Consider the following 24,646-nt stretch of genomic DNA (forward strand, 5'->3'; position numbering starts at 1 on the left):
GGTCAGTGCAGCGGCACGGACCAGTGCAGCTTGGTGCCCTTCTCCTCGCCGTCGGCACCGCGATGCGGATACACGGCCAGCCGTCCGCCGGATTGCTCGGCGCGGCGCGCGAGATTGGTGAGACCGCTGGGTGTGATGCCGTCCGGGATCCCGCACCCGTTGTCGGCGATCACGATGGTCAGATCGTCGCCGACGCCGATGTCGACGGTCACCGTATCGCCTCCGGAATGCCGCACCGCATTGCTGACCCCCTCGCGCACAACGGCTTCCGCATGATCGGCCAGCCCGGGCTCGACCACGGACAGCGGCCCGGTGATATGCATGAGCGCCCGCATCTCGGCCCCGGTGGTCTGCTGTTTGACCGCCTTCTCGATGCGCTGCCGCAGGCGCGTGCTGTGCCCGTCGCCGCCGTGCAGATCGAAGATGGAGGTGCGGATCTCCTCCACCACGTCCTGCAGATCGTTGATGGCGTCGGAGAGACGTTGCCGCACTTCGGGAACGCGCGCGCGGGGCACCGTGCCCTGCAGTGACAGGCCCACCGCGAACAGGCGCTGGATGACGTGATCGTGCAGGTCGCGGGCGATGCGGTCGCGGTCGGTGAGGATGTCGAGCTCCCGCATGCGGCGTTGCGCGACCGCCAATTGCATTGCCAGCGCGGCCTGATCGGTGAAGGCGGCGATCAGCTCCACGAGTTCGTCGTCGTAGGGCGCGGATTCGGCCGAGCGCAGCGTGATCAGCACACCCAGGGTGGAGTCGGGGGTGTGCAGCGGCAGCACCAGGGTCGGCCCGCTGTCGCTGATGGAGCGGCCGAGGTCCACCTGCCGGGCATCGTGGAAGCGCAGCGGGGTGCGGGTGGCGAGTGCCTCGCCGATGGCGGTGCCGGTGGTGTGTACCACGCGGCCGACCGGCCGCGGTCCGGGACCGGACCATTGCGCCACAACGAGTTCGGTGATCTCCTCCGGCGAGGTGTCGGGATCGGCGACCACCGCCAGCAGGGCGCGCTCGGAGTTGGTGAGCTCGCGCGCATGCTCCACCACATGCGCGAGGACTTCGCTCGGATCGGTGCCGGCGAGGAATTCGGTGGCGATATCGCGAGTGGCCGCGATCCATGCCTGGCGGGTCCGCGCCTGCTCGTAGAGTCGCGCATTGTCCACCGCGATACCGGCCGCGGCGGCGAGCGCCTGCAGCAGCACCTCGTCGTCCTCGGTGAAGGGGTGCCCGCCGGATTTCTCGGTGAGATAGAGGTTTCCGAAGACCTCGCCGCGAATCCGCACGGGCACACCGAGAAACGTGTGCATGGCCGGATGATGCGTGGGCACGCCGACGGCGGCCGGATGCCTGGTCAGGTCCTCGAGCCGGACCGCCCCGGGCTGATTCGACAGCAGTCCGAGCACGCCGTGTCCCTCGGGCAGGTCGCCGATGAGGGCGCGGGTGCGGTCGTCGATGCCGTGATAGATGAACTGGCTGAACTGTTGTTCGTGCCCGAGCACCCCGAGCGCCCCGTAGCGGGCGTCGACCAGGGTGGTGGTGACGCGCACGATGGTGCGCAGCGTCTGGTCCAGGTCGAGTCCGGAGGTGACCGCGAGCATGGCTTCGACGAGCCCGTCGATGCGGTCGCGGGCGTCGATGATCTGCTCGACCCGATCCTTGACCTCGGAGAGCAATTCGCGCAATCGCAGCTGTGACAGCGTTTCACGCACCGAGGGCGGGCCGGTGCGGTGTGCGTCGTGCATGGTTGTCCTGCGGTCCGGCGTGCGAACTGGCACCGGGGATTCTACGTGCGGACGGGTTGCCGGAAGGTTGTCATGCCGGACGTGGTTGTCCCGCACGCAGTTTCGAGGCGAGTACGGCGGCCTGGGTGCGGCGTTCCATGCCGAGCTTGGCGAGCAGGCGGGAGACGTAGTTCTTGACGGTCTTCTCGGCCAGGAACATGCGTTCGGCGATCTGCCGGTTGGTGAGGCCGTCGCCGAGCAGGTCCAGGAGTTTGCGTTCCTGTTCGGTCAATCCGGCGAGGGGACCGTCGAATTCGGTGCTGCGCCGTAGTCGTGCCATGAGCGCGGCGGCGGCGCGATTGTCGAGCAGGGAGCGGCCGGCGCCGACTTCCTTGATGGCCTTGGCCAGTTCCATGCCCTTGATGTCCTTGACGACATAGCCGCTGGCGCCGGCCAGGATCGCGTCCATCATGGCCTGTTCGTCCGTATAGGAGGTGAGGATCAGGCAGCGCAGGTCGTCGAGTTCAGCGAGCAGGTCGCGGCAGAGCTCGATGCCGTTGCCGTCGGGCAGCCGCACGTCGAGGACGGCGACGTCGGGGCGCAGCGCGGGGATGCGGGCGAGGGCCTGCGCGACATCGCCCGCCTCGCCGACCACGGTGAGGTCGGGATCCTCTTCGAGCAGGTCGGTGAGACCGCGGCGGACGATTTCGTGGTCGTCGACCAGGAAGACATTGATCACAACGGCACTCCAAGCGCGTGAGTCTTTGACTGGCAAACGTAACTCGCGACCGCGCGGCGGGATACGGGAAAAGGTCCCTTGTTTTCGGTTTTGTGCCGGGTCATGGCGGTTTTGCCGGAGAAATTTCCCGGAAAGTGGTCACCTTGGGACTTTCGGCACTGTCCCCGTGCGGCGCCGCGTGTTGCCATGGAAAGCGGGTTGCCGGGTCGAAAACGGGAAAGCGGGGTCGGTAATGGGCGGATTCGACGTGTGGTCGAGTGGCATCGATCCGGACTTCGTGGTCGTCACCCGCGGACCGGTACCGCCCGCCGAGGTGACCCGTGTGGTGCGCGGGCTGGGCAGAGTGCTGCGCCGGCACGGGGTGGAAGGGCCGGTGCGGGTTCGCCTGCACTGGCCCGACCGGCAGGGCGACGAGGACGAGAGCACCCTCGTCCAGGTGACCATCCGAGCGCTGGGGAAGGCGCTCCGGGTGCAGGTCGCCGGGCCGGGCCGGTTCGCGGCCACCTTCGCGCTGGAGCGGCTGGACCTGCGATTGGGCTGCCCGCCCGATGAATTGTCGCGCCCCTGGCCGGATCCCGCGCGGCCCGGCCTGGCCCTGGTGACCCGCCCGCGACCGATCGTCCGGCGCAAGGATTGCCGACTACAGGTCGCGGCGCCGGCCGCCGCCGCACGGGTGCTGGACGCCATGGATTACGACGCCCATCTCTTCATCGATGCGGACACCGGTTCGGACGCGGTGGTGTGCTGGACCGGACCGCTGGGTGTGCGCACGCTGCGGCAGCATCGCGATACCGTGCCCGCCCTGCTGGACGACGAGGCCGCGGCCCGGCTCTGTACCGGCGGGCTGCCCTACCTCTTCTATACGGATCCAGACACGCGCCGCGGCCGGCTGCTCTACCGGCGCTTCGATTCCGATCTGGCCCTGGTGACCGCGGCCGGTTCGGAGGATCGTTTCCGCGATCGGGATCGCGGTCTGCAGCCGCGTGCCATCCCCGGTTGCGGGCGCCGCGCACTGCCGCCGGTACTGTCTCTGCTGGATCTGCCCGTGGAGAAATAAACACGCTGTGACCAGCGTTGAGGCGCGCAGAACAAAACTTGTCGGTGGGCGCGCCTAGCATGGCGTCGGGGGTAATTCTGGATGCCGAAACGTTGGAAGGACGGCTTGTGGCGGATCGCCTGACGGTGCGCGGAGCGCGGGAGCACAACCTCAAAGGTGTCGATCTGGACCTACCCCGCGACAGTCTCATCGTTTTCACTGGTCTGTCCGGGTCCGGTAAGTCCTCGCTCGCCTTCGACACGATCTTCGCCGAAGGCCAGCGCCGCTATGTGGAATCGCTGTCCGCCTACGCGCGTCAGTTCCTCGGGCAGATGGACAAACCGGATGTGGACTTCATCGAGGGCCTCTCGCCCGCGGTGTCCATCGATCAGAAGTCGACCAACCGCAATCCGCGTTCGACGGTCGGCACCATCACCGAGGTCTACGACTATCTGCGCCTGCTGTTCGCGCGCGCGGGTGTGCCGCACTGCCCGGTCTGCGGTCATCTGATCGAGAAGCAGACCCCGCAGCAGATCGTGGATCAGGTGCTCGCCATGGAGGAGGGCATCAAGTTCCAGGTCCTCGCGCCCGTGGTGCGTACCCGCAAGGGCGAATTCGTGGACCTGTTCGAGAGCCTGAACTCGCAGGGCTACTCGCGCGTGCGGGTGGACGGCGTGGTGTATCCGCTCACCGAGCCGCCGAAGCTGAAGAAGCAGGAGAAGCACGATGTCGAGGTGGTCGTCGACCGCCTCAGCGTGAAGTCGAGTTCCAAACAGCGCCTGACCGATTCGATCGAGACGGCGCTGCGGCTGGCCGACGGCATCGTGGTGCTGGACTTCGTGGACCGTGACGAGCACGCGCACGATCGCGAGCGCCGCTTCTCGGAGCGTCTGGCCTGCCCGAACGGGCACCCCCTCGATATCGAGGATCTGGAACCGCGGTCCTTCTCCTTCAACTCGCCGTACGGCGCCTGCCCGGATTGCACCGGTCTCGGTATCCGCAAGGAAGTGGATCCGGATCTCGTTGTGCCCGACCCGGAATTGAGCCTCGCCGAGGGCGCCATCGCGCCGTGGTCGCGCGGCCAGACCGCCGAATACTTCACCCGCCTGCTGTCCGGCCTGGCCGAGGCGGTCGGGTTCTCCATGGACACGCCCTGGCAGGACCTGCCGCTGAAGGCGCGGAAGGCCGTGCTGGAGGGCAGTTCCGATCAGGTGCACGTCTCCTACACCAACCGGTACGGCCGGAAGCGTTCCTACTACGCCGATTTCGAAGGCGTCATGCCGTTCCTGCAGCGGCGCATGGATGCCACCGAATCGGAGGCCATGAAGGAGCACTACGACGGGTACATGCGGGACATCCCGTGCCCGGTGTGTAATGGCGCGCGGCTGCGACCGGAGATCCTGGCGGTCACGCTGTCGGCGGGGGAGCAGCGCAAATCCATTGCGGACCTGTCGGATCTGTCCATCGGCGATGCCGCGGACTTCCTGAACACGCTGACCCTGGACGACCGGCAGGCGGCGATCGCCGCGCAGGTGATCAAGGAGATCCAGGCGCGGCTCGGCTTCCTGCTGGATGTCGGTCTGCAGTATCTGACGCTCTCGCGTGCCGCGGCCACGCTGTCGGGTGGTGAGGCGCAGCGCATCCGGCTGGCCACGCAGATCGGCTCGGGCCTGGTGGGCGTGCTGTACGTGCTGGACGAGCCGTCCATCGGCCTGCATCAGCGCGATAATCGCCGGCTCATCGAAACCCTCACGCGGCTCAAGAATCTCGGCAACACCCTGATCGTGGTCGAGCACGACGAGGACACCATTCACGCCTCGGACTGGGTGGTCGACATCGGCCCGCTGGCCGGTGAGCACGGCGGCCGCGTGGTGTACTCGGGTCCGTACGAGGGCCTGCTGCAGGACAAGGAATCCCTCACCGGCGCATACCTTTCCGGCCGTGAGCAGATCGAGGTGCCGATGGTGCGCCGCCCGATCGACAAGAAGAAGCAGCTCACGGTGGTCGGCGCGGTCGAGCACAATCTGCGCGACATCGATGTGCAGTTCCCGCTCGGCGTGCTGAGCGCGGTCACCGGCGTCTCCGGTTCCGGAAAGTCCACGCTGGTCAACGACATTCTGGCGACCGTGCTCGCGAACAAGCTGAACGGCGCGCGACAGGTACCCGGCCGCCACACCCGCGTGAACGGTCTCGACCACCTGGACAAGCTGGTGCAGGTCGACCAGTCGCCCATCGGCCGCACCCCGCGCTCGAACCCGGCCACCTACACGGGCGTCTTCGACAAGATCCGCACCCTCTTCGCAGCCACCACCGAGGCCAAGGTGCGCGGCTACCAGCCCGGCCGCTTCTCCTTCAATGTGAAGGGCGGCCGCTGCGAGGCGTGCTCGGGCGACGGCACTTTGAAGATCGAGATGAACTTCCTCCCGGACGTCTACGTCCCGTGCGAGGTCTGCCACGGCGCCCGCTACAACCGCGAAACCCTGGAAGTCCACTACAAGGGCAAAACCATCGCCGAAGTCCTGGACATGCCCATCGAAGAGGCCGCCGACTTCTTCGAACCGGTCACCTCCATCCACCGCTACCTCAAAACCCTGGTGGATGTCGGTCTCGGCTACGTCCGCCTGGGCCAGTCCGCCCCCACCCTCTCCGGCGGCGAAGCCCAGCGCGTCAAACTGGCCGCCGAACTCCAAAAACGCTCCACCGGCCGCACCATCTACATCCTCGACGAACCCACCACCGGCCTCCACTTCGAAGACATCCGCAAACTCCTCGCGGTAATCAACGGCCTGGTCGACAAGGGCAACACGGTAATCGTCATCGAACACAACCTCGACGTCATCAAAACCTCCGACTGGGTCATCGACATGGGCCCCGAAGGCGGCTCCGGCGGCGGCATGGTCATCGCCGAAGGCACCCCGGAAACCATTGCGGCCGTGACCGAAAGCTACACCGGCCAATTCCTCAAAGAGGTCCTAACCGCCCCACCCGCAACGGCCCCTCGAACGGTGTCGGCCAAGTCGAAGGCCCCCGCGAAGGCGGCAGCCACCGCGGTAGCGGAAGCCCCGGCGAAGGCCCCCGCGAAGAAGGCCGTCAAGAAGGCTCCCGCGAAGAAGGCCGCGACCCAGCAGTCCCCGGACCAGGCCGCCGCCGCGAAGAAGGCGGCCGCCGCTCGCCGCAAGGCCGCCGCCCTGCGCTGACCCCACCGACCCCTGAACGCCGAAGCCTCCTGAAGAACAGGAGGCTTCGGCGTTCATTACTGTCTCTGGGTTTCTCGATTGCGGTTGTGCCAGGCGGCTTCCCATTGGCGGGTCAGGGCGGGGTAGACGATCAGGTAGCGGAAGGGTTTGATGCCGGCCATGTATAGCTGGCCGCAGAGGCCGTTGGGTTTGACGAGGGCTGTCATGTGTAGTTCGTATTCGCCGGTGGGGGATGGGACCCAGCCGAGGTGGGCGATTGCGTGGACGGTTTGGTTGGCCAGTTCGATGGCGCACTCGTCGTCTAGTTCGTAGACGAGGGTGAAGGGGGTGTTCGGAAACGTTCTCTCGATTGGGGTCTCGCGCAAGTTTGGTGGGAGGCGGTCGCGCAATGAGGGGATGCGTGTGCCGATCCCTTGTCCGGGGCCATCCCAGCCCAATAAGGCGCCGAGTTTCCAGCGGACTGCGAACAGGAATTGGACCAGTGGAGGGTTCCGGTTGAGCCCGCCGTCCGTCTCTAATGCGGTGAGCATGGCGGGGAAGTCGTGGGGGCCTGCGCCGGGTGTGCGGAATGTCCATACGTCTTCGACGGTGAAGTCGGGTGTTAGGTCGTGGATTCGCCACGGGCGGTTTGTGAAATCGGTGGCGGGCAGTTTCATCAGCGTGTCCCCTCCCTGATATACGGTGCCGTATATCAGCGAGGGTAGTCCTGATATACGGTGCCGTATAGAAGAGGCGGTATGGGAGGAGTCACAGGATGGGTGTGGCCCGGACGCCGCGCGAGGCTTGGGTCGAGCAGGGATTGCAGACCTTGGCCGCGAGCGGTGTGGACGCTGTCCGGATCGAGGTGCTGGCCAAGGCACTCGGCGTGACGAAGGGCGGGTTCTATGGCTACTTCGCCGATCGGAATGCGCTGCTGGACGCCCTGCTGGATGCTTGGCAGCACGAGAGCGTCGACGAGGTGCTCGAAAGCGTTGCCCGCGAGGAGGATCCGCGGGACAGGGTGGTGCTGGCCGGGCGGCTGACCCTGTCCGCAGACCGGCTGCTGGCCATCGACCTCGCCATCCGCGACTGGGCCCGGCGGGACGAGTCCGTCGCCGCGCGGCTGCGCGAGGTGGACAACCGGCGCATGGACCTCCTGCGCGAGATGATCGGCACCTTCTGCTCGGACCCGGACGAGATCGAGGCCCGCGCTCTGCTCGCCTTCTCCCTGGCCATAGGCAATCAGTTCCTCGCTGCCGACCACAATGGCCGCACCCGCGACGAGGTCCGCGCCCGCGCCTCCGCCATCGTCCTCAACCGCCCTCCGGACCCGTAGCGGGGTCAGAGCATGGCAGCGGGAGTGCTGGTGGCGATGCCGCCGTCGATGACCAGGTCCTGGCCGTTGATGTAGCTCGCTTCCTCAGAGGCCAGGAAGGCGACCGCGCCGGCGATGTCCTCGACCGTGCCGAGCCGCCCGGCCGCGATTGCCCCGATGATGTCCGAATGTGCCTCGGGCGCGACGTTTTCGTGGAACATCGGGGTGGTGATGTACCCGGGGCTGATCGAGTTGACGCGAATTCGCCTGGCCGACAGGTCGGCGGCGAGGGTGCGGCTCAGATTGTGTACCGCCGCTTTGGTCGCGGCGTAGACGCTCGCGCCGGGCAGGCCACGGTGCAGTGTCCAGGAGGCGTTGATGACGATCGCGCCGCCGTCGGCCAGCAGGGGCAGGGACTGCTGGATCGTGAAGTACACGCCGCGGAAGTTGACGCCGACGATCCGGTCGAATTCCGCTGCGGTGACTTCCCCGATGGGAGCGAAGGCCCCCACGCCCGCATTGGCGAACACCACATCCAGCCGGCCGAAGCGTTCCCGGATGGTGTCGGCGAGCGCCTCGAGGTCGGTGAGGTCGGCGGCGTCGGCGCGCACCGCGAGCAGCCGATCGGCGAATTCGGCGGTGCCGCCGGTGATCTCCGCGACGGCGGTGTCGAGCCGGGCCTTGTCCCGGCCGGTGATGATCACCTGCCCGCCTTCGGCAATCAGCCGTCGCGCGGTGGCGGCGCCCATCCCGCTGGTTCCGCCGGTGATCAGAGCGGTTTTTCCGGTGAATCGAGAGTTGTTCTGCGTCATGTGATTCAGCTTGCCGAGCCGGTGACCCGGCCCGGCAGTGCGCAGCCAACGTGGGTTTGCCACCACCAGTCAGGTGGAGACAGGTTGCCGGTCCATGAGTACGGACGGGGGTTCCTCGTGGCGGTGTACGACAACCTTGTGGTTGGTGTCAGTAGTGATACCGGGCTTGGGCAATGAGAATGTCATCCCCGGCGACCGCGTAGACGAGCCGGTGTTCGTCGTTGATGCGTCGCGACCAGTACCCGGACTTGTCGCCCTTCAAGGGCTCCGGCTTGCCGAGACCGTCGAACGGGTTACGGTCGATGTCACCGATCAAGCGCATGATCCGCAGGGCCATCTTGCGATCGGTGGACACCCAGTGCTCGAAGTCCTCCCAAGCCAGCTTCGCGAAAGTTATTCTCATTCAAGACCTTCCGCGAGCTCGGTCAGATCCTTCCGGACTACTTCGCTGCTCTCCAGCTGTGCGATGCCTTGGGTGAGTCGTGCGGCATTGGCAGGGCTGCGGAGCAGGTACAGGGTCTCGCGTAGTGAGTTGTACTCGTCTTCGGAGATGAGGACGGCGTTGCCGTTGCGGCTGGTGATGTGGACGGCGGTCGCATCGTTATTGACCTGCTCGATCAGCGGGAACAGGTTCTTGCGCGCCTCGCTGGCGGACATGGCGGTCATGGTTGGATCCTTCCGGCTCGATTCCCCTATGGTACCGGATTGTGGTACGACTATCCTTGGCTCGAGCAACCTCGGCCTGGTCGAAGCCCGGGGGTGCGCCGTTGCCCGACGCTCACCAAGCCGACATCGCCGGGCGCGATGCGCGCCCGGCGGGTCCGGAGGAAGTCACGGAGCTGCTCCCGCCGTTGCTGTTTCACTGCCGAGGATTCGCTGCGCATATCTCGGCCAACAACGGCGGGTGCTCGGCTACTTCCCGGCGGTGACCGGTTCGGTCAGTTGCTTGACTTCGGCAACACGCCCGAAGTCGAGTTTGACGATCTGGTCGGCGCAGTCGAAGTAGCGGTCGTCGTGGGTGATGACGATGACGGTCTTGCCGCGCTGTTTGAGCTCGGTGAGCAGTTCGCGGTAGAACACGTCACGGAACCGGGGTTCCTGGTCGGCGGCCCATTCGTCGAAGACGTAGATCTGCCGGTCCTCGAGCAGCGCGGTCAGCAGCGCGAGCCGCTTGCGTTGCCCCTGGGACAGATCGATGGTGGACAGCCGCCCGTCCTGCACGGTCACCTTGTGCGCGATCTGCAACTCCTCCAGGTACTTGCGCACCTTGTCGTCGACGCCGGAGTCGAAGCCGAGGTAGTCCTCGAACAGGTAGAAGTCGGTGAAGACCGCGGAGGTGTTCTGCCGGAACCATTCGATGTTCTCGTGGTCGATCGGCTCGCCGTTGAGCACCAGTTGCCCGGTGCGCGGCACGTACAGTCCGGTGATCAGCTTGGCGAGCGTCGACTTGCCGCTGCCGTTGCCGCCGATGATGAAGGTGGCGCGGCCGGGTTCGAAGACGAGATCGACGGGGCCGAGCCGGAATCCGGTGCCGTCGTCCGGCGGCGGTCCCGCGGGTGCGGGCATGGGCCGGCCGTCGTTGCCGTGGCTGACGAACCGGTGACCGTTCACATCCGGCAGCGAGCCGGCGCGCGGACCACCCGGCGCCCGCCGCACACCCGGTGCGGGGTGGGACGGCCGCTGTCCGGGTGCCGGATGCGGCGGGAGCTGACCCGGTGCGGGCCGCTGCCCGGGACCGGACTGCTGCCCGGCGGCCGCGGACCGTGCGTGCGCGGGATGCGGCGTGACTCCGGATTCCTCGCCCGGTGCGGGCGGGAACGGCGAAGGCGCTTCCGACACATAGTTGTAGCCGAGGTTCTTCAGCTCCAGCCGGGCCGGTTCGCTGAGCGGCGCCCGGTCGCTGTACGGCAGTCCGGCCTCGTCGTGCATGGCCTCCATGGACAGGTTCATGCTGCGGATCTTGGCCAGCGCCACGTCACCGCGCAGCAGGTCGGGGATGCGGTTCATGAAGTTCTGCATGGGCATGGCGAGGAACGTGGTGACCAGCACGTATCCGACCATGGCGTTCTGGCTGACGTGCAGGGACGAGGCGATGACGAACAGGATGAGCGCCATGGTCGCGAGCTGCAGCAGCTGCCCGAACCCTTGTGCCACCGAGAATTTCGAGCCCGCGTCGACATTCTGGTTCCGCAGGTTCTGTGCCGCGCCGAGCAGGTGCCGGTCCATGAAGTCCCGGCGTCGCCCGCGGTGCAGTTTGAGTTCCTTGATGCCGAGCGTGGCCGACTGGAACGAGCGCAGCAGCGCGTCCTCGTTCTCGCGGGCCTGCCGGTAGATGCCGCGTACCCGCTTGAGAATCACTTCCACACAAGCGATTCCGAGCAGCGTGCCCGCGACGGTGACCGCGAAGATCGGACTGGACACGATGGCCAGGAAGATGAAGCATCCGACGATGGTGGCCACGTCGACGCAGATGCTGGGGATGGCGGTGACCGCCTGCGACAGCGACCGCACGTCCTCGATGAGGGTCGCCATCAGCCGGTGCATGCCGAGTCGTTCGAGGTGTTCCAGTGGCGCGGAGACGATTCCGGAGCTGAGGTCGGACCGGAGCCGGTAGATGGCGTCCTGGGCGAGCCGGATGAGCAGCACCTGCGACACCACGCCGCTCACCAGGATGACCAGTGCGGTGAGCGCGAAGCTCTGCCAGGTGACGGGTGGATGCGGCTGCGGTGACACGACCCCCCGGATCAGGGTCACCAGGTAGGTGTTGGCGGCGCCGCAGACGAGGCCGGCTGCGATGACGGCCGCGATCCGCATCCACGAGATCGAGACGAGGAATCGGATGAGTTGCATGGTTACTGCTCTCCAGAACTGACAGTGGCCGGGCTGCGGTTACTGCCGGACGATGTCGAAGATCAAGCCTTCGAGGGTCACACCGGGAGCGAACGAGAACGCCACACCGGTCGAGATGGGCTGGTGAGCGGCCTGTGCGACCATCTGCTCCAGTACGAAGATCAGCGAAACGCTGAGCATGTTGCCGTATTCGGCGAGCACGTCCCAGCTGAGCGCGGCGCGTTCCGGGCTGATGCCCAGTGAGCGCGCGGACTCCTCGATGATCTTGGGTCCACCCGGGTGGATGGCCCACAGATCGACGTCGGACTTCTGCATTCCATTGCGCCGCAACACTTCCGAGACCACCGGATCGACGCCGCGCAGAATGTACTGCGGCAGGTCGGCGGACAGTTCGCAGGTGATGCCATTGTCGTTGACGCCGAGCACGATCCCGTCCTCCGCGTCGTCGAAGAGGTGGCTGAAGGTGTCGCGGATGACGACCTTCCCGGCCGCCAGCTGCTGCCGCACCTGACCCGCGCCGATGACGACCGCGCCGCAGCCGTCGCCGAACAGGCTGTGGATGATCACATCGTTGATGTTGTCGTCGAAGACGGCGTTCACCGAGCTGAGTTCGAGCGCGATCACCAGCGCCTTCTTGTCCGGATGCGCCCGGACGTAGTCGACCGCGGTGCGGATGCCGTTCATGGCGGCCGCGCAGCCCATGAAGTTGATGATCACCCGGTTCAGCGACGGCGCCAGGCCGAGCTGCTTGAGCACGGCCACATCGACTCCGGGAGCGATGAATCCGGTGCTGGTGACGAACACCATCAGGCCGATCTCGGTGGCGGGATCCGCCAGCCCGGCGACGGCGCGGCCGGCCACGTCCACGGCCAGCGGCACCGCGAGCTGGTGGAACAGGTGCATGCGCTCGCGGATGGTGGCCGATTCGCGGCTGTAGGCCAGGAATTCGGGATCGACCGGGTTCACGGCGAGGTGCCGGTTGGTGATCCGCGTCTTCCGGTAGATCCGCGGGATGCGGGCGCGCTGGGTGGGATCGGCGAACAGGTCGGCGACCGCGCCGGCGGCCTCGGCCTGATCGAAGATCTGCGCGGGCGCACCGGTGGCGATGCTCTCGATCACACCGACGGTGGTCGGCGGGGTGGGTGGCAGCAGTTGCTGCGCGAAGCCGAATCCGTGCTCGTCCCCCGAGAGCGCGGTGGTGGGCGCAAAGCCCCCTTCGTCGATAGTGATGGACATGGGATCTCCCCTCGTATTATTTCGAACTGCGATCGTGGTGCGTCCGGTGTGCCGGGGCGCACCCCGATCCGTGGAATCGGTTCAGACCGTTCCGATTCCGGTGAAGCCCTGGATCGTGTAGACGGCGCAGGTCTTCAGTGCCAGCGGTGAGAAATGCTCCCGCAGGAACCCCCAATCCCGTTCCACCGCATCGTCGGACCTGGCCAGCAGGTAGGTCTTGATCTGCTTGGGGAAGCGGTCGGTGAAGAAGCTCTTGGCCGGCAGCCATTCGATACCGAATTTCGCCGACTCCTCACGCAGCACGTCCTCGGTCGCGATATTCGCGAAACCACTGCGCTGGTAAGGCAATACGTGGTGCACGCGGTGCGAGCTGAGACCGGCCGAGAGGAAGCAGTCGACGTAGCGGTTGCCGACCACCGCGAGGTCGTAGGCCTGCTCGATCTGGTTGATCGCCCAGTCCTCGGTGTTCGATTCGATGTGCTCGGACTCCACTTCGAAGTCGTGGCTGGCCACCACCAGGAAGGTGCTGACCCAGAGGGAGATCACGAATTGCAGTGCCCAGGCCCAGAAGTCGCCCATGAGGGTGAAGGTCAGGAATTCCGCGACCAGCAGGATGCGCACGCCGAACGAGCCGATGAAGTGCGGCAGCGCCCCGCCCCAGGTGCCGTACATGTCCTTGATGCCCACCTTGCGGGTGAGGCGGCACACGTCCAGCAGGCGCATGATCATGCCGGTCATGGTGTGCCCGAACTTGTGCGCGGTGTGCACCGGGATCCGGAACAGGCGTGGTAGCCGCATCATCATGGTGAAGACGTTCTTCTTGATGTCGACCTCGCTCTGCGTGTGCGGGTGGTGCAGCAGCGCGTGCCCGTCCGCGGTCACGAAGGAGAGGGCGACATAGTTGAGATCGAACGCGTTCACATGGATCTTGTTCCAGCCCTTCTGGGCCCGGTGGATCGCGTAATGCCCGAAGCCGGCCAGGGAGCTGCGCAGCAGCACCATGAGGATCACGAACACCGGCAGCGGCATCCACGGCCGCTCGAACAGCCGCAGGCCCTGGACCGCGAAGTACGCGACGGCCAGGATCGCCACCACGATGTTGAACAGGCGGTCCATGCGCTTGATGCGCGCGGCCAGTTCCGGTTCCTTGAGCCGCTTCTTCACCTGGTGCAGCAGGTCGGCCTTGTTGTCGAAGCGGTACTTCGGCGTGTCGCGCCAGCTGTCGAAGCCCTCGTTGAAGAGGAAGTCGGGCGCGTTGGCCTTGGGATGGATGTCCTCGGGCAGGGCGTCGCGGTTCAGCGCGTACCGTTCGATCAGTTTCCCGATGCCCTCCGGGTTCTTGTGGTAGGAACCGATAATGGAGGTGATGTCACGGTTTTTCGTGCGGCCGATGAAGAACTCGCCGCCGGGATGCTTGGAGATCCAGTCGCTCAGGTCGTAGGCTTTGCCGTTGTAGACCCAGACATTCGACAGCGGCGGCGGACCGTCGAGTGCGGGCCGACGGAACTCCTCCTCGGCGTCCGGTCGTTCACTCGTAGTCATTTTCTAACCCCTCATAGCAAAATCGCACGTGCACAAGATTTTTTGGAATTCTCGGTATGAGAAAAGTGTCGGCGCGGTCCCTTGCATTCGCCTGAAAAACCACTTAAGGACAGGGCCCTTGACAGTTCGGGCCGCGCTCGCTTTCCCCCGAATACGACAGCCGGCCCGGGGCAGCGGATGACAGCCGTTGCGGCCGTTGCGCTTTCCCCGGACCGGGTGCCGAACTTCTGATCTCAGCCTTGGTTCTAGCTGCCCGGCTTGGTGACGTGCACCGGCTTGCCCCAGTCGGACAGGGTCACGGTGACGCTGCCCGGATCCTTCTTGACCAGGGCCTGCACCAGATTCGGGCCGGTGCCCGGGGACGGGGCCGAGGACGGCAGCGCGGTTGCCGAGGTGGCCGGCGGCGCCACGTCCTGGATCCACAGCGTGATCGGGAAGGTGCCGCCGTCCTTGCCGATCTGCGGCGCGATCGGGTCGATGACGGACGAGTCGATGGTGCCGGTCACCTTCACGGTGTTGATGCCGTTGACCTGCTCACGGTCCACCACCTGCGGGTTCTGCACCTGGGCAATGACATTGGCGAGGCCCTTGTCCTTGTCCAGGATGATGCCCGGATCGTAGATCTTCTCGGCGTCGCCGATCGGGGCGTAGGTGGTGCCGTCGCCCGCGTACATCTTCTTGTCCACCACCAGGAACTTGGTGTCGGTGAACGGCGCGTCCGGCTTGGTCCGTACCTTCGCCTCACCGATGGCCTGGCCCGCCCCCTGCGGCTGGTTGGTCACATCGGCGTCGACGCTCTCGATCGGCAGGGTCGGCAGGTTGTCCGCGGTCAGCTTCAGGTGCACCGACTGCAGGGTCTGCGTGGTGCGCGCCGATTCCTGCAGGATCTGCGTGCCGTTCGGCAGCGGAGTGTTGGCCGGCACGCTGGAGCTGCTGGCCGGGGAACTGCTGCTGCTGTTGGAAGAACATCCGGTCACCAGCGCGGCGAGCACGGACGCTGCCATCACGGCGGGCACGATGGCCCTTCGCGACGACCGGAATCGAGATCGCTGGGTGCCTTTCCCCCGCGACATGTGATCAATCATCAATAACCCCCGTGGAGTTGGTGCGATGCCCGCCCGAAACGAGCGAGACCCCGGCATTGAACCAGCATCTCCGTATCGCCGCCAATACTTACCGACACGCAGTCGCGCCGGTCGTATCGAATATCGCAGGGCGAACCTCGCAACGTTTACAAAATACGCTTCTGTTGCTGAGATTTCGCTGTTCGGTAGCTTTGGGATAACTCCGCGGAGCATTTCGCCAACAGGTCGAGATTTCGTGGAATCCGTGCTGACGCAGTCGAATCGCGCTACTTTGAACAGGCGTTCATGAACATGCGCTCACGGGCGATGTGCAGGTATACCCCTTCACCGCAGCGCAATTCGACGTTGCACTGAGCCGATTCGGCATCATGTTCTTCGCGGATCCGGTCGCAGCCTTCACGAATATCCGGCAGGCCCTGACGGCCCGGTGGCCGTTTCGCCTGTGTGGCCGTGTCACCCCTGCCAGGCACCGAACTGGGCGCCATATTCGATTCCGTCGCAGCACATCTACCGACCTTCGAGGTGGCGCACACCCGAGGCGCCTTCGCCGACGCGGACAGCATCCGCAACCTGCTCGGCGCCGCGGGATTCCGCGAGGTGGACGTGGAACTGATTGCGGTGGAGGCGATCTGGGGCAAGGACCTCGCCGATGCGACGGAATTCCTCTTCGAATGGGGCCCGGTCCGCCATCATCGTGCCCTCGCCGGCCCCGCGGCCGATGACGAGGTGTACGCCGCGATCTCGGCCGGCCTCGAACCGTACCTGACCCCCGACGGCGTCCGGATGCCCAACACCGCCTGGCTGACCACGGCCACCGCGCCACTACCGTAATCCGCTATGTCACCGAGAAAGGCAGCGGCGCTGCGGAACAGCGACGACGCCCGCGGCCTCCGCGAACATCTCGTCGCCACGGCCCAGCGCCTCATGGCCGAACAGGGCACCGCCGGCCTCACCGTCCGCGGCATCGCCCGCGCGGCGGACGTCGCGGACGGTGTGCTCTACAACTACTTCTCGGACAAGGAGGAACTCCTCGCCGCCGCGGTGCAGGCGCACGTGGCTGCCGCGCATCGCAATCTCGGTCCTTTGCCCGCCCCGGGTGACGCGACGGTCGAGGAAAACCTGCGCCGCTACCTCCAGGCGGGCCTGGTACTCCACAGCGCCGTGCTCCCGATCTTCGCGGGCCTGCTCACCAGCCCGGCGATCCTGGCCGGATTCGAAGAATCGGTCACCGCCCCCGAGCCGACCGCGGCCGAACCGCAAGAGGGACACGCACTCTGGCACGAGACCCTGTCGAACTATCTCGGCGGGGAACTCGAACTCGGTCGTCTGGCCCCTGCCGCCGACATCGAATCCGCGGTCGCCCTACTGGTCGGCATCTGCCACGACCAGGTACTGAGCGCCCTGCTACCGGGCGCTCACGCAACCCGAGCCACCGTGGACTCGGTAGTCGCGACCCTCCTGAAGGGGATCGGCCCTCAGTAGACCGGTCCGGTGTACTTCTCGCCGGGGCCCTGTCCCGGGGCGTCCGGGTAGGCGGAGGATTCGCGGAAGGCGCGCTGGAGGGACTGGAGTCCCTCGCGGATCGGTCCGGCGTGCGGGCCGAGGTATTCGACGGACGCGGTGACGAGGCCGGCCAGGGCGGTGATCACGCGGCGGGCTTCGTCGAGGTCGAGGTGGGGGCTGGTGGCGGGGTCCTCTTCGCCGAGGCCCAGTTTTTCGGCGGCGGAGCTCATCAGCATCACTGCGGCGCGGCTGATGACTTCGACGGCGGGGATGTCGGCCAGCTCGCGTACGACCTCACCGTCGATCAGGCCCGAATCGTCGTTCATGGTTGCCTCGCTCATGGGGTAGAGCATGGCATTATGGGGGTTCTGCCTGGTCGTGGGGGCGGGCGATTCGGAGCTTACGGCTATGGGTGTTAGACTCTCCTGCGACGACCGCCCCGGACTGGTTCCTGCGACCGACTCGGGGCACTAAGTGGAGCCCGACTCCCACCGTCAGCCGGTGATTTCACCAGGCAAGACGGTCCGGTCGCCCATCTTTTACCGGATGGGTTTCTCGCGTGGGTTCGTCCTGCGCGGGGTGCGTTGCGAGTTGTTCGCGTCGCAGATCGGTCGACTCGGGCCCCGTGGCGGTGAAATACCGGCACGGGGCTTTCGTGTTGAAATTGGGGTTGCAGTTATTGCTTGCGGTCGTTGACGAACCGCTTGACCTAGGAGGCCCCATCAGCACTGAGACCCGCATCAACGATCGCATCCGCGTACCCGAGGTCCGCCTCATCGGTCCCGGTGGCGAACAGGTTGGGATCGTGCGTGTTGAAGATGCACTACGTGTCGCTCAGGAGGCAGACCTCGACCTGGTCGAGGTCGCACCGGACGCACGTCCGCCGGTTTGCAAGATCATGGACTACGGCAAGTTCAAGTACGAGACCGCGCAGAAGGCGCGTGAGTCCCGGAAGAACCAGGTCCAGACCGTGATCAAGGAGCAGAAGCTCCGTCCGAAGATCGATGACCACGACTACGAGACGAAGAAGGGCCACGTCCTTCGCTTCTTGCAGGCCGGCTCGAAGGTCAAGGTCACGATCATGTTCCGCGGTCGCGAGCAGTCGCGCCCCGAACTCGGGTTCCGGTTGCTCCAGCGACTGGCCTCCGACGTCGCCGAATTCGGTTTCGTCGAGACTTCGGCCAAGCAGGACGGCCGAAACATGACCATGGTCCTCGCGCCGCACAAGGGCGCGAAGACGCGGGCACAGGCGCAGCGGACGGCCACCGAGAGCGCGAGCGCTCCGGCAGCCGAGGCTGCACCGGCTGCCGAGGCCGCACCGGCCGCCGCGGAAGCGGTGGTCGAGGCCCAGGCGGCGGCCAACCCGCAGCAGTAATAACGAAAAAGCTCCGGCGGCGTGCGGTTCCCGCATGCCGCCGGCACGAGACAGATTGAGGAATCCATGCCGAAGATGAAGAGCCACAGCGGCGCCTCGAAGCGATTCAAGGTGTCGGGCAGCGGCAAGCTGCTGCGTCAGCAGGCGAACCGTCGCCACCTGCTCGAGCACAAGCCGTCCACCCGTACTCGTCGTCTGGACGGCGTGGAGGTCGTCGCGAAGGCGGACGTCGCTCGCGTCAAGAAGCTGCTCGCCAAGTAAATAAGGCTGAGCCAAGCCGCTAGCGATCCGTCCGCGGAACGCATAACCGACCAACTCAGGGCGTGAAGACCGGGTCCACGCGAAAGACCCAGCGCCCCCTAATCGATCAAGGACTGACAAGTGGCACGCGTCAAAAGGGCCGTCAACGCTCAGAAGAAGCGCCGTTCCGTTCTCGAGGCCTCGAAGGGCTACCGCGGTCAGCGGTCGCGCCTGTACCGCAAGGCCAAGGAACAGCAGCTGCACTCGCTCACCTACGCCTACCGGGACCGCCGGGCGCGGAAGGGTGACTTCCGCAAGCTGTGGATCGCTCGTATCAACGCCGCAGCGCGTCTGAACGACATCACCTACAACCGCTTCATCCAGGGCCTGAAGGCCGCGGGTGTCGAGGTGGACCGCAAGATCCTGGCCGAGCTGGCCGTCTCCGACGCCGAGGCCTTCGCCGGCCTGGTGGCCGTGGCCAAGGCCGCGCTGCCCGCCGACGTCAACGCCCCGGCTGCCTGAGTCCGGACTGCGTGACAACGCACGATTCGAAACGACCCGCGGAAGCGCTCTCCGAGCGCAATTCGCGGGTCGTTTCCGCTGTCAAGCTGCATCGCGGCCCGATGCGCCGCAAGACCGGGCTGTTCCTGGCCGAGGGCGCGAACTCGGTGGAGTCCGCGCTGGAGACCGACCGCGTCGAGGAGCTGTTCTTCTCCCTGCGGGCCGCCGAGCGCGAGCATGAGCTCGTCGCGGGCGCCGCCGCCCGCGGCATCCGCACCACGCTGGTGAGTGATCGGGCCGCGGAAATGCTGGGGGAGACCGTGACTCCGCCCGGCCTGGTTGCCGTGTGCCGGGTGGTGGATGTGCCGCTGCGGCAGATCCTGGACGCCTCGCCGCGCATGCTGGCCGTTCCGGTGGGGATCGCCGACCCCGGTAATGCGGGCACCCTCATCCGGGTCGCCGACGCCGTGGGCACGGATGGCGTGGTGCTGGCCGGTGATTCGGTCGACCCGCACAATGGCAAGTGCGTACGCGCCTGTGCGGGCAGCCTTTTCCATGTCCCGGTCGCCCGGTCCCGCGATATCGACACCACCCTCACCTCTCTCGAAGAGGCGGGTATCGCGATTCTCGCCACCACCGCCAAGGGTGAGGTCGATCTCGACGAGGCCGACGATGTTCTCCGTGGCCCGGTCGCCTGGCTCTTCGGCAATGAGGCGCACGGCCTGGATCGTGCGGTGGCCGAGCGTGCGACCCATCGCATTCGCATCCCCATCCACGGTCGGGCCGAGAGCCTGAATCTGGCTGCGGCGGCGTCGATCTGCCTGTACGCGAGCGCGCGGATCCAGCACGCGGCGCGGTAGTGAACCGAATTCCCGGTTTGCTCAACGTTTTTCACGCACCGCGCTGATTCGCGATTAGCCCTCCCGGGCGGCGCGGCCGGACGACAATGAGTGAGTTCTCATTTCGTCGGCATCGCCGCCGGGTCGGCCGGTGCGACGATGGGCGGCCCTCTTCGGCGATCGGTTGGAAGAGGTTCACCATGTCGGATTCCGATACCTCGGCCCTGCTCGGCAAGGCCGATCGCATCTTCTTCAACGGCTCGATCGTGACGATGGCCGAGACCGAGGTGACGCCGCCCGAGGCGGTGGCGGTGCGCGGCGAGAAGATCGTCTTCGTCGGGGATCTCGCCGAGGCGAAGGCGAAGTGGCAGGGGATCGGCACGCGCATGCGGGATCTCGCGGGCGCGTGCCTGCTGCCCGGATTCATCGATGCGCACGGCCATATCGGGGGCGTCGGATTGCAGGCCATGCTGGCGAACCTGCTCGCCGAACCCGATGGCGACGTCGCGTCGATCGGCGATGTGGTGGACAAGCTTTCGGCGTGGGCCGACACCGATATCGGCAAGCGGTCCGAGTGGATCATCGGCATGGGCTACGACGATTCGCTGATCGGCGGCCATCCCACGCGTCAGGACCTCAACCGGGTCTCCACCGAGCGGCCGGTGCTGGCCGTGCATCAGTCCGCGCATCTGGGCGCGGTCAATGATCGAGCCCTCGAGCTGCTCGGATACGACCACGACACAAAGGATCCCGACGGCGGTCACCTCGGCCGGGAGGACACCCGGAAGGAATACGGCACCCCCGACGGCGTGCTGGAGGAGACCGCGTTCAACCCCGCGTTCGATCGCGCCGTGGCCGGAATCTCCAGTACCGACTCCGGCAATGTGTACGTCGAGGGCCGGAAGGAGTACAGCCGGTTCGGCTTCACCACCGCACAGGACGGTGGGGTGAAACGCGATCTGCTCGACGCATTGCGCCTGCTGCAGCACACCACCGGCTGGAAGATCGACCTCGCCGTCTACCTCAAGGCATCCGAGCTGAAGACGGAGGCCGACTGGGATCGGCTCGACGCTACCCGGGACTACTACCGGGGTATGCGGCTGGCCGGGGTGAAGCTGATCCTGGACGGTTCGCCGCAGGGCCGGACCGCCTGGCTGAGCGAGCCCTATCTGAAGCCGCCGCCCGGCAAGGAAGACGGTTACGCCGGCTACGGGACGCTGACCGATGAAGAAGCGAACGAGCAGGTGTACCAGGCGTTCCGGCGCGATCTGCAGGTCATCGCGCACGTGAACGGTGACGCGGCCATCGCCCAGTTCATCCGGGCGGTGCAGGCGGCGTGTGATCGGCTTAAGGAGCCGGATGCCGCGCGCCGGCGTCCGGTGGCGATTCACGCGCAGACCGCGACCAGTAAGCAGATCGAGGAGTTCGCGCGCCTCGGCATCATTCCGTCGTTCTTCACCATGCACACGTTCTACTGGGGTGATTGGTACCGGGACGTGGTGCTGGGTGAGGATCGCGCCCAGAACATCTCGCCCACGGCGTGGGCGTTGTCGAACGGCCTGCGCTATACCGCGCACCACGATGCGCCGGTGGCGCTGGCCAATTCGATCGCCATCCTGTCGAGTCAGGTCACCCGGGTCACCAGGTCCGGCAAGGTGATCGGCGATCATCAGCGGGTGTCGGTGCGGGCCGCCCTGGATTCGCTGACCCGCAATGCGGCCTACCAGTACTTCGAGGAGGACCGGAAGGGCACCATCGAGACCGGTAAGCAGGCCGATCTGGTGGTGCTGAGCGTGAACCCGCTAGAGCTGCCGGAGCCGGAGGTCCTCGAATCCTGGGACGACGTGCGGGTATTGGAGACCGTCCGGCGTGGTGAGACGCGGTTCGAGGCGGGCGCCGCCCGGTTGGCGGAGACCGGTGGCGAGGTCGTGAATCTGGGTGCGCTGGTGCAGTACCACTGCTGAGGGTCGCGTGCACCGGCCGATTCGGTGCGCTGGATGGTTGCCCTTACTCTTAGCCGGTGACATCGCCCAGTACTCTGCGGTCCGGTGCGCTCTCCCTCGTCTCCAGTGTGGTGATCGGGGTGGCGTCTGCGGGTCCCGCCTACAGCATTACCGCCACCCTCGGATTGGTCGTCGCGGCGGTCGCGGTGCAATCGCCGATCATCGTGCTGCTGGCGTTCGTGCCCATGCTGCTGGTGGCGATCGGATATCGGGATCTCAATGCGGTGGAACCGGATCCGGGGACCACGTTCGTGTGGGCGACGCGCGCGTTCGGTCCGTTCACGGGCTGGATGGCCGGGTGGGCGATCGTGGTGTCGGACCTGCTGGTGATGGCGAGCCTGGCGCAGATCAGCGCGCAGTACACCTTCCATCTGGTGGGTGCGCACGGCATCGGATCGGATGCGACCAGCGTCTGGGTGCTGTTGCTGGGGATTGTCTATCTCGTCGTCATGACGGTGGTGGCGGTGTGCGGGATCGATGTGTCGGCGCGCGTGCAGTCGGCGCTGCTGGCGGTCGAATTCGGGATGCTGGTGGTGTTCTCGGTGATTGCGCTGGGGCGCGTGGCGCTGGGGCACGCGCCCGAGGGCGCGCATATGCCGGAGTTGTCCTGGTTCAATCCGTTCGCGATCGGCTCGTTCTCGGACTTCGTGACGGCGCTGCTGTTGATGGTGTTCATCTACTGGGGCTGGGATTCCGCGGTGTCGGTGAACCAGGAGACGGTGGATCCGCGGCATACGCCCGGGCGTTCGGCGGTGCTCGCGACCATTACGCTGGTGGCGCTGTACCTGCTGGTGACCGTGGCCGCGCAGGCCTTCGCGGGAGTCGGCAAAGAGGGCCTGGGGCTGGCGAATCCGGATCACGTCGACGATGTGCTGGGTGCGCTGGGCAGCGCGGTGTTCGGCGGCAGCTGGATCGGCACCATCCTGGTGCACCTGCTGTTCCTGATGGTGCTGACCTCGGCGGCCGCGTCGACCCAGACTACGATTCTGCCGACCGCGCGCACCACCTATTCGATGGCGCTGCATCATGCGCTGCCGGCGGCGTTCGGCCGCATCGATTCGCGTTTCCGCACCCCGTGGTTCTCGACCATCGTGTTCGGCGGGCTGTCGGTGGCGCTCTACGTGGGCCTGAACTTCGCCTCGGGCGGCCGGCTCATCGCCGAGGCGGTGACGGCCATCGGCATCTCGATCGGCCTCTATTACGGCCTCACCGGACTCAGCTGCGCCTGGCTCTACCGGCACGAATTCGCCTCCAGCCCGCGCACACTCGTGATCAAGGGCATTCTGCCGACCCTCGGCGGCCTGGCCTTGCTGTTCGCCGCCGGCTGGACGGCGGTCACGTCCTGGTTCAGTGCGGTCTTCGTGCTCGGCGTGGGCACCCTGCTGATCGGTATCCCGATCTACTTGATCCTCGCGCGCGCCACGCCGCCGTTCTTCCGCGGCGAGGTGCTGGCCCGCAAGCTACCCGCACCCACCGAGGACATCATCGAGGCCGACGCCGAGCCCGAAGAGGATGTGCCGGTCCACAGCTGACAGCTGTCGAAGGTGCAGGAGGTGGTCTGATGAATCGGCGTCGCCCGGGACCCCGTGACCGGGTCGGGGCGTGCGCCGCTGTGGATCTGCCGGGTCTGGAACCCCCACTGCGCGCTCACCGGGCCTCCAGCACATCGGACCACCAGCGCTGCGCGACCGCGGGATGTGAACGCAGCCAGCCGATCACGGCGTTCTCCCCGAACGCCGCGAGCAGCGGATTGTCGGCCTCCTGGCTGACGCCGCGGGCGCGCTCGGCCAATTCCGCTGGTAATTGCAAGGGTTCGACCACGGCGTCCAGGCGCGGGCCGAGGAAGAACGGCACCGAATACCGGTCCACGCCGGCGGGCGGGCTGACCACCCGGTGGCGGGTCGCGGTCAGATAGCCCTGCGTGGCGATCTCCAGCATCTCGCCGATATTGAACACGAAGCTGCCGGGTACGGGGACGGCGTCGATCCAGCCGTCCGGTCCCTGTACCTGCAGTCCGCCGGCCGTATCCTGTTGCAGCAGTGCGAGATACCCGTAGTCCTTGTGCGCGCCGACGCCTTGATCGGCGCCGGGATCGGCTGCTCCGGACTCGCGGCCCGGGTAGTGGATGATCTTGACGTGCGTCGAGGCCTCCTCGTCGAACCAGGTGTCGAAGTAGCCTTCGTCCTGTCCGAGCGCAACGGCCAAGGCGCGCAGCACCTCCCGGCTCACGCGCAGCGCCTCCGCCTGCCAGGCGAGGGTGGTGTCGCGCAGTTCCGGCAGTTCCCGCGGCCACTGGTTCGGCCCGATCAGGCGCCGCCAGGCCGGATCATCGGGCGCGAGGTCGACGGCCGCGCGTTCGGGGCCGATATCGATCTGCTCGCGCCGGTCGGGGGAGCCGGCCGTGTACTCGTGGCCGGTACCGGTGTATCCGCGGAACTGTGGCGAATGGATGTTCTCGATCTCGAGGCGCTGTTCCAGTGGCAGCGCGAAGAACCGGCGCGCGACATCGAAGATGCCGGAGGTGAGTTCCGCGGGGACACCGTGGCCGACGACGTAGAAGAAGCCGATCTCGTGTGCGGCGTGGCGCAGTTCCGCCAGGAATTCGGCGCGATCCGCGGCCGGACCTCGGAACCGTGAGATGTCGATGAGCGGCAGACGGGCATTCACCTTCGGCAGCGTAGG

Annotated in this window: 24 protein-coding genes; 12 read left to right on the forward strand and 12 right to left on the reverse strand. The window is 66.5% G+C overall.

Annotated elements, in window-relative coordinates:
• Positions 1–2 precede the first annotated feature (2 nt).
• Positions 3–1,733: a GAF domain-containing sensor histidine kinase gene (locus tag ACH438_RS35790; protein ID WP_397013637.1), complete on the reverse strand. Its 1,731-nt coding sequence runs from the start codon at positions 1,731–1,733 to the stop codon at positions 3–5.
• A 70-nt stretch (positions 1,734–1,803) separates the two neighbouring features.
• A complete protein-coding gene (locus ACH438_RS35795; protein WP_397013639.1) occupies positions 1,804–2,451 on the reverse strand; it encodes a response regulator in 648 nt (215 codons plus the stop codon).
• Positions 2,452–2,683: 232 nt separating this feature from the next.
• On the opposite strand from ACH438_RS35795, the gene ACH438_RS35800 reads away from it, so the two are divergent.
• Both ACH438_RS35800 and uvrA read left to right on the forward strand, forming a co-directional pair.
• The gene (locus ACH438_RS35800) at positions 2,684–3,508 is read left to right on the forward strand and encodes a hypothetical protein (protein ID WP_397013641.1); all 825 of its coding nucleotides are present in this window, start codon (positions 2,684–2,686) and stop codon (positions 3,506–3,508) included.
• Positions 3,509–3,615: 107 nt separating this feature from the next.
• The gene (uvrA, locus tag ACH438_RS35805; protein ID WP_397013643.1) at positions 3,616–6,684 is read left to right on the forward strand and encodes an excinuclease ABC subunit UvrA; all 3,069 of its coding nucleotides are present in this window, start codon (positions 3,616–3,618) and stop codon (positions 6,682–6,684) included.
• Between the two features lie 56 nt (positions 6,685–6,740).
• Here the strand turns inward: uvrA and ACH438_RS35810 are convergent, their stop codons facing one another.
• Entirely contained in the window at positions 6,741–7,340 is a 600-nt protein-coding gene (locus ACH438_RS35810; protein WP_397013646.1) for a DUF2867 domain-containing protein, read from the reverse strand.
• A gap of 98 nt (positions 7,341–7,438) precedes the next feature.
• Here ACH438_RS35810 and ACH438_RS35815 point away from each other — a divergent pair, with 98 nt between their 5' ends.
• Positions 7,439–7,999: a TetR/AcrR family transcriptional regulator gene (locus ACH438_RS35815; protein WP_397013648.1), complete on the forward strand. Its 561-nt coding sequence runs from the start codon at positions 7,439–7,441 to the stop codon at positions 7,997–7,999.
• Positions 8,000–8,004: 5 nt separating this feature from the next.
• Here ACH438_RS35815 and ACH438_RS35820 read toward each other — a convergent pair whose 3' ends face one another.
• The 7 genes from ACH438_RS35820 to ACH438_RS35850 all read right to left on the reverse strand — a co-directional run bounded on the left by ACH438_RS35820 (position 8,005) and on the right by ACH438_RS35850 (position 15,341).
• Positions 8,005–8,790, reverse strand: a complete 786-nt coding sequence (locus ACH438_RS35820) for a glucose 1-dehydrogenase (RefSeq protein WP_397013650.1) — start codon at positions 8,788–8,790, stop codon at positions 8,005–8,007.
• A 148-nt stretch (positions 8,791–8,938) separates the two neighbouring features.
• The gene (locus tag ACH438_RS35825; RefSeq protein WP_397013652.1) at positions 8,939–9,193 is read right to left on the reverse strand and encodes a Txe/YoeB family addiction module toxin; all 255 of its coding nucleotides are present in this window, start codon (positions 9,191–9,193) and stop codon (positions 8,939–8,941) included.
• Positions 9,190–9,456 carry a type II toxin-antitoxin system Phd/YefM family antitoxin gene (locus ACH438_RS35830; RefSeq protein WP_397013654.1) on the reverse strand — a complete coding sequence of 89 codons (267 nt, stop codon included), beginning with the start codon at positions 9,454–9,456 and terminating at the stop codon, positions 9,190–9,192. Before ACH438_RS35830 ends, ACH438_RS35825 begins: the two co-directional genes overlap by 4 nt.
• Before the next feature lie 246 nt (positions 9,457–9,702).
• Positions 9,703–11,640 (reverse strand): ATP-binding cassette domain-containing protein, encoded by a 1,938-nt coding sequence (locus tag ACH438_RS35835; protein ID WP_397013656.1) that lies wholly within the window; start codon positions 11,638–11,640, stop codon positions 9,703–9,705.
• Positions 11,641–11,679: 39 nt separating this feature from the next.
• A complete protein-coding gene (locus ACH438_RS35840) occupies positions 11,680–12,876 on the reverse strand; it encodes a type III polyketide synthase (protein WP_397013658.1) in 1,197 nt (398 codons plus the stop codon).
• Between the two features lie 81 nt (positions 12,877–12,957).
• Positions 12,958–14,418, reverse strand: coding sequence for a fatty acid desaturase (locus tag ACH438_RS35845; protein WP_397013660.1), 1,461 nt, complete (start codon positions 14,416–14,418; stop codon positions 12,958–12,960).
• 245 nt (positions 14,419–14,663) lie between these two features.
• Entirely contained in the window at positions 14,664–15,341 is a 678-nt protein-coding gene (locus tag ACH438_RS35850; RefSeq protein ID WP_397013662.1) for an LppX_LprAFG lipoprotein, read from the reverse strand.
• On the opposite strand from ACH438_RS35850, the gene ACH438_RS35855 reads away from it, so the two are divergent.
• From ACH438_RS35855 to ACH438_RS35865, 3 genes are all read left to right on the forward strand, one after another.
• A complete protein-coding gene (locus tag ACH438_RS35855; protein WP_397013664.1) occupies positions 15,331–15,495 on the forward strand; it encodes a hypothetical protein in 165 nt (54 codons plus the stop codon). The two genes, ACH438_RS35850 and ACH438_RS35855, sit on opposite strands and share 11 nt — an antisense overlap.
• Positions 15,496–15,953: 458 nt before the next feature.
• Complete coding sequence (locus ACH438_RS35860) at positions 15,954–16,334, forward strand: hypothetical protein (RefSeq protein ID WP_397013666.1); 381 nt, start codon at positions 15,954–15,956, stop codon at positions 16,332–16,334.
• 6 nt (positions 16,335–16,340) lie between these two features.
• The gene (locus ACH438_RS35865; RefSeq protein WP_397013668.1) at positions 16,341–16,985 is read left to right on the forward strand and encodes a TetR/AcrR family transcriptional regulator; all 645 of its coding nucleotides are present in this window, start codon (positions 16,341–16,343) and stop codon (positions 16,983–16,985) included.
• On the opposite strand, the gene ACH438_RS35870 is transcribed toward ACH438_RS35865, so the two are convergent.
• On the reverse strand, positions 16,979–17,347 hold the full coding sequence (locus ACH438_RS35870) for a DUF1844 domain-containing protein (protein WP_397013670.1): 369 nt from the start codon (positions 17,345–17,347) through the stop codon (positions 16,979–16,981). The genes ACH438_RS35865 and ACH438_RS35870 overlap by 7 nt on opposite strands.
• A 329-nt stretch (positions 17,348–17,676) precedes the next feature.
• Here ACH438_RS35870 and infC point away from each other — a divergent pair, with 329 nt between their 5' ends.
• The 6 genes from infC to ACH438_RS35900 all read left to right on the forward strand — a co-directional run bounded on the left by infC (position 17,677) and on the right by ACH438_RS35900 (position 23,496).
• Positions 17,677–18,381, forward strand: coding sequence for a translation initiation factor IF-3 (gene infC / locus ACH438_RS35875; protein ID WP_397013867.1), 705 nt, complete (start codon positions 17,677–17,679; stop codon positions 18,379–18,381).
• A gap of 66 nt (positions 18,382–18,447) precedes the next feature.
• The gene (gene rpmI, locus ACH438_RS35880) at positions 18,448–18,642 is read left to right on the forward strand and encodes a 50S ribosomal protein L35 (RefSeq protein ID WP_040856904.1); all 195 of its coding nucleotides are present in this window, start codon (positions 18,448–18,450) and stop codon (positions 18,640–18,642) included.
• 120 nt (positions 18,643–18,762) lie between these two features.
• Positions 18,763–19,143, forward strand: a complete 381-nt coding sequence (gene rplT, locus ACH438_RS35885; protein ID WP_043650578.1) for a 50S ribosomal protein L20 — start codon at positions 18,763–18,765, stop codon at positions 19,141–19,143.
• Between the two features lie 11 nt (positions 19,144–19,154).
• The gene (locus ACH438_RS35890) at positions 19,155–19,982 is read left to right on the forward strand and encodes a TrmH family RNA methyltransferase (RefSeq protein ID WP_397013674.1); all 828 of its coding nucleotides are present in this window, start codon (positions 19,155–19,157) and stop codon (positions 19,980–19,982) included.
• Positions 19,983–20,161: 179 nt separating this feature from the next.
• Positions 20,162–21,925, forward strand: a complete 1,764-nt coding sequence (locus tag ACH438_RS35895) for an amidohydrolase (protein ID WP_397013676.1) — start codon at positions 20,162–20,164, stop codon at positions 21,923–21,925.
• A gap of 56 nt (positions 21,926–21,981) precedes the next feature.
• Positions 21,982–23,496, forward strand: coding sequence for an APC family permease (locus tag ACH438_RS35900; RefSeq protein ID WP_397013678.1), 1,515 nt, complete (start codon positions 21,982–21,984; stop codon positions 23,494–23,496).
• A 115-nt stretch (positions 23,497–23,611) separates the two neighbouring features.
• Here the strand turns inward: ACH438_RS35900 and ACH438_RS35905 are convergent, their stop codons facing one another.
• Positions 23,612–24,631 (reverse strand): isopenicillin N synthase family dioxygenase, encoded by a 1,020-nt coding sequence (locus tag ACH438_RS35905; protein ID WP_397013680.1) that lies wholly within the window; start codon positions 24,629–24,631, stop codon positions 23,612–23,614.
• Positions 24,632–24,646 lie beyond the last annotated feature (15 nt).

The organism is Nocardia sp. NPDC020380, from assembly GCF_044386975.1.
Lineage (GTDB): Bacteria > Actinomycetota > Actinomycetes > Mycobacteriales > Mycobacteriaceae > Nocardia.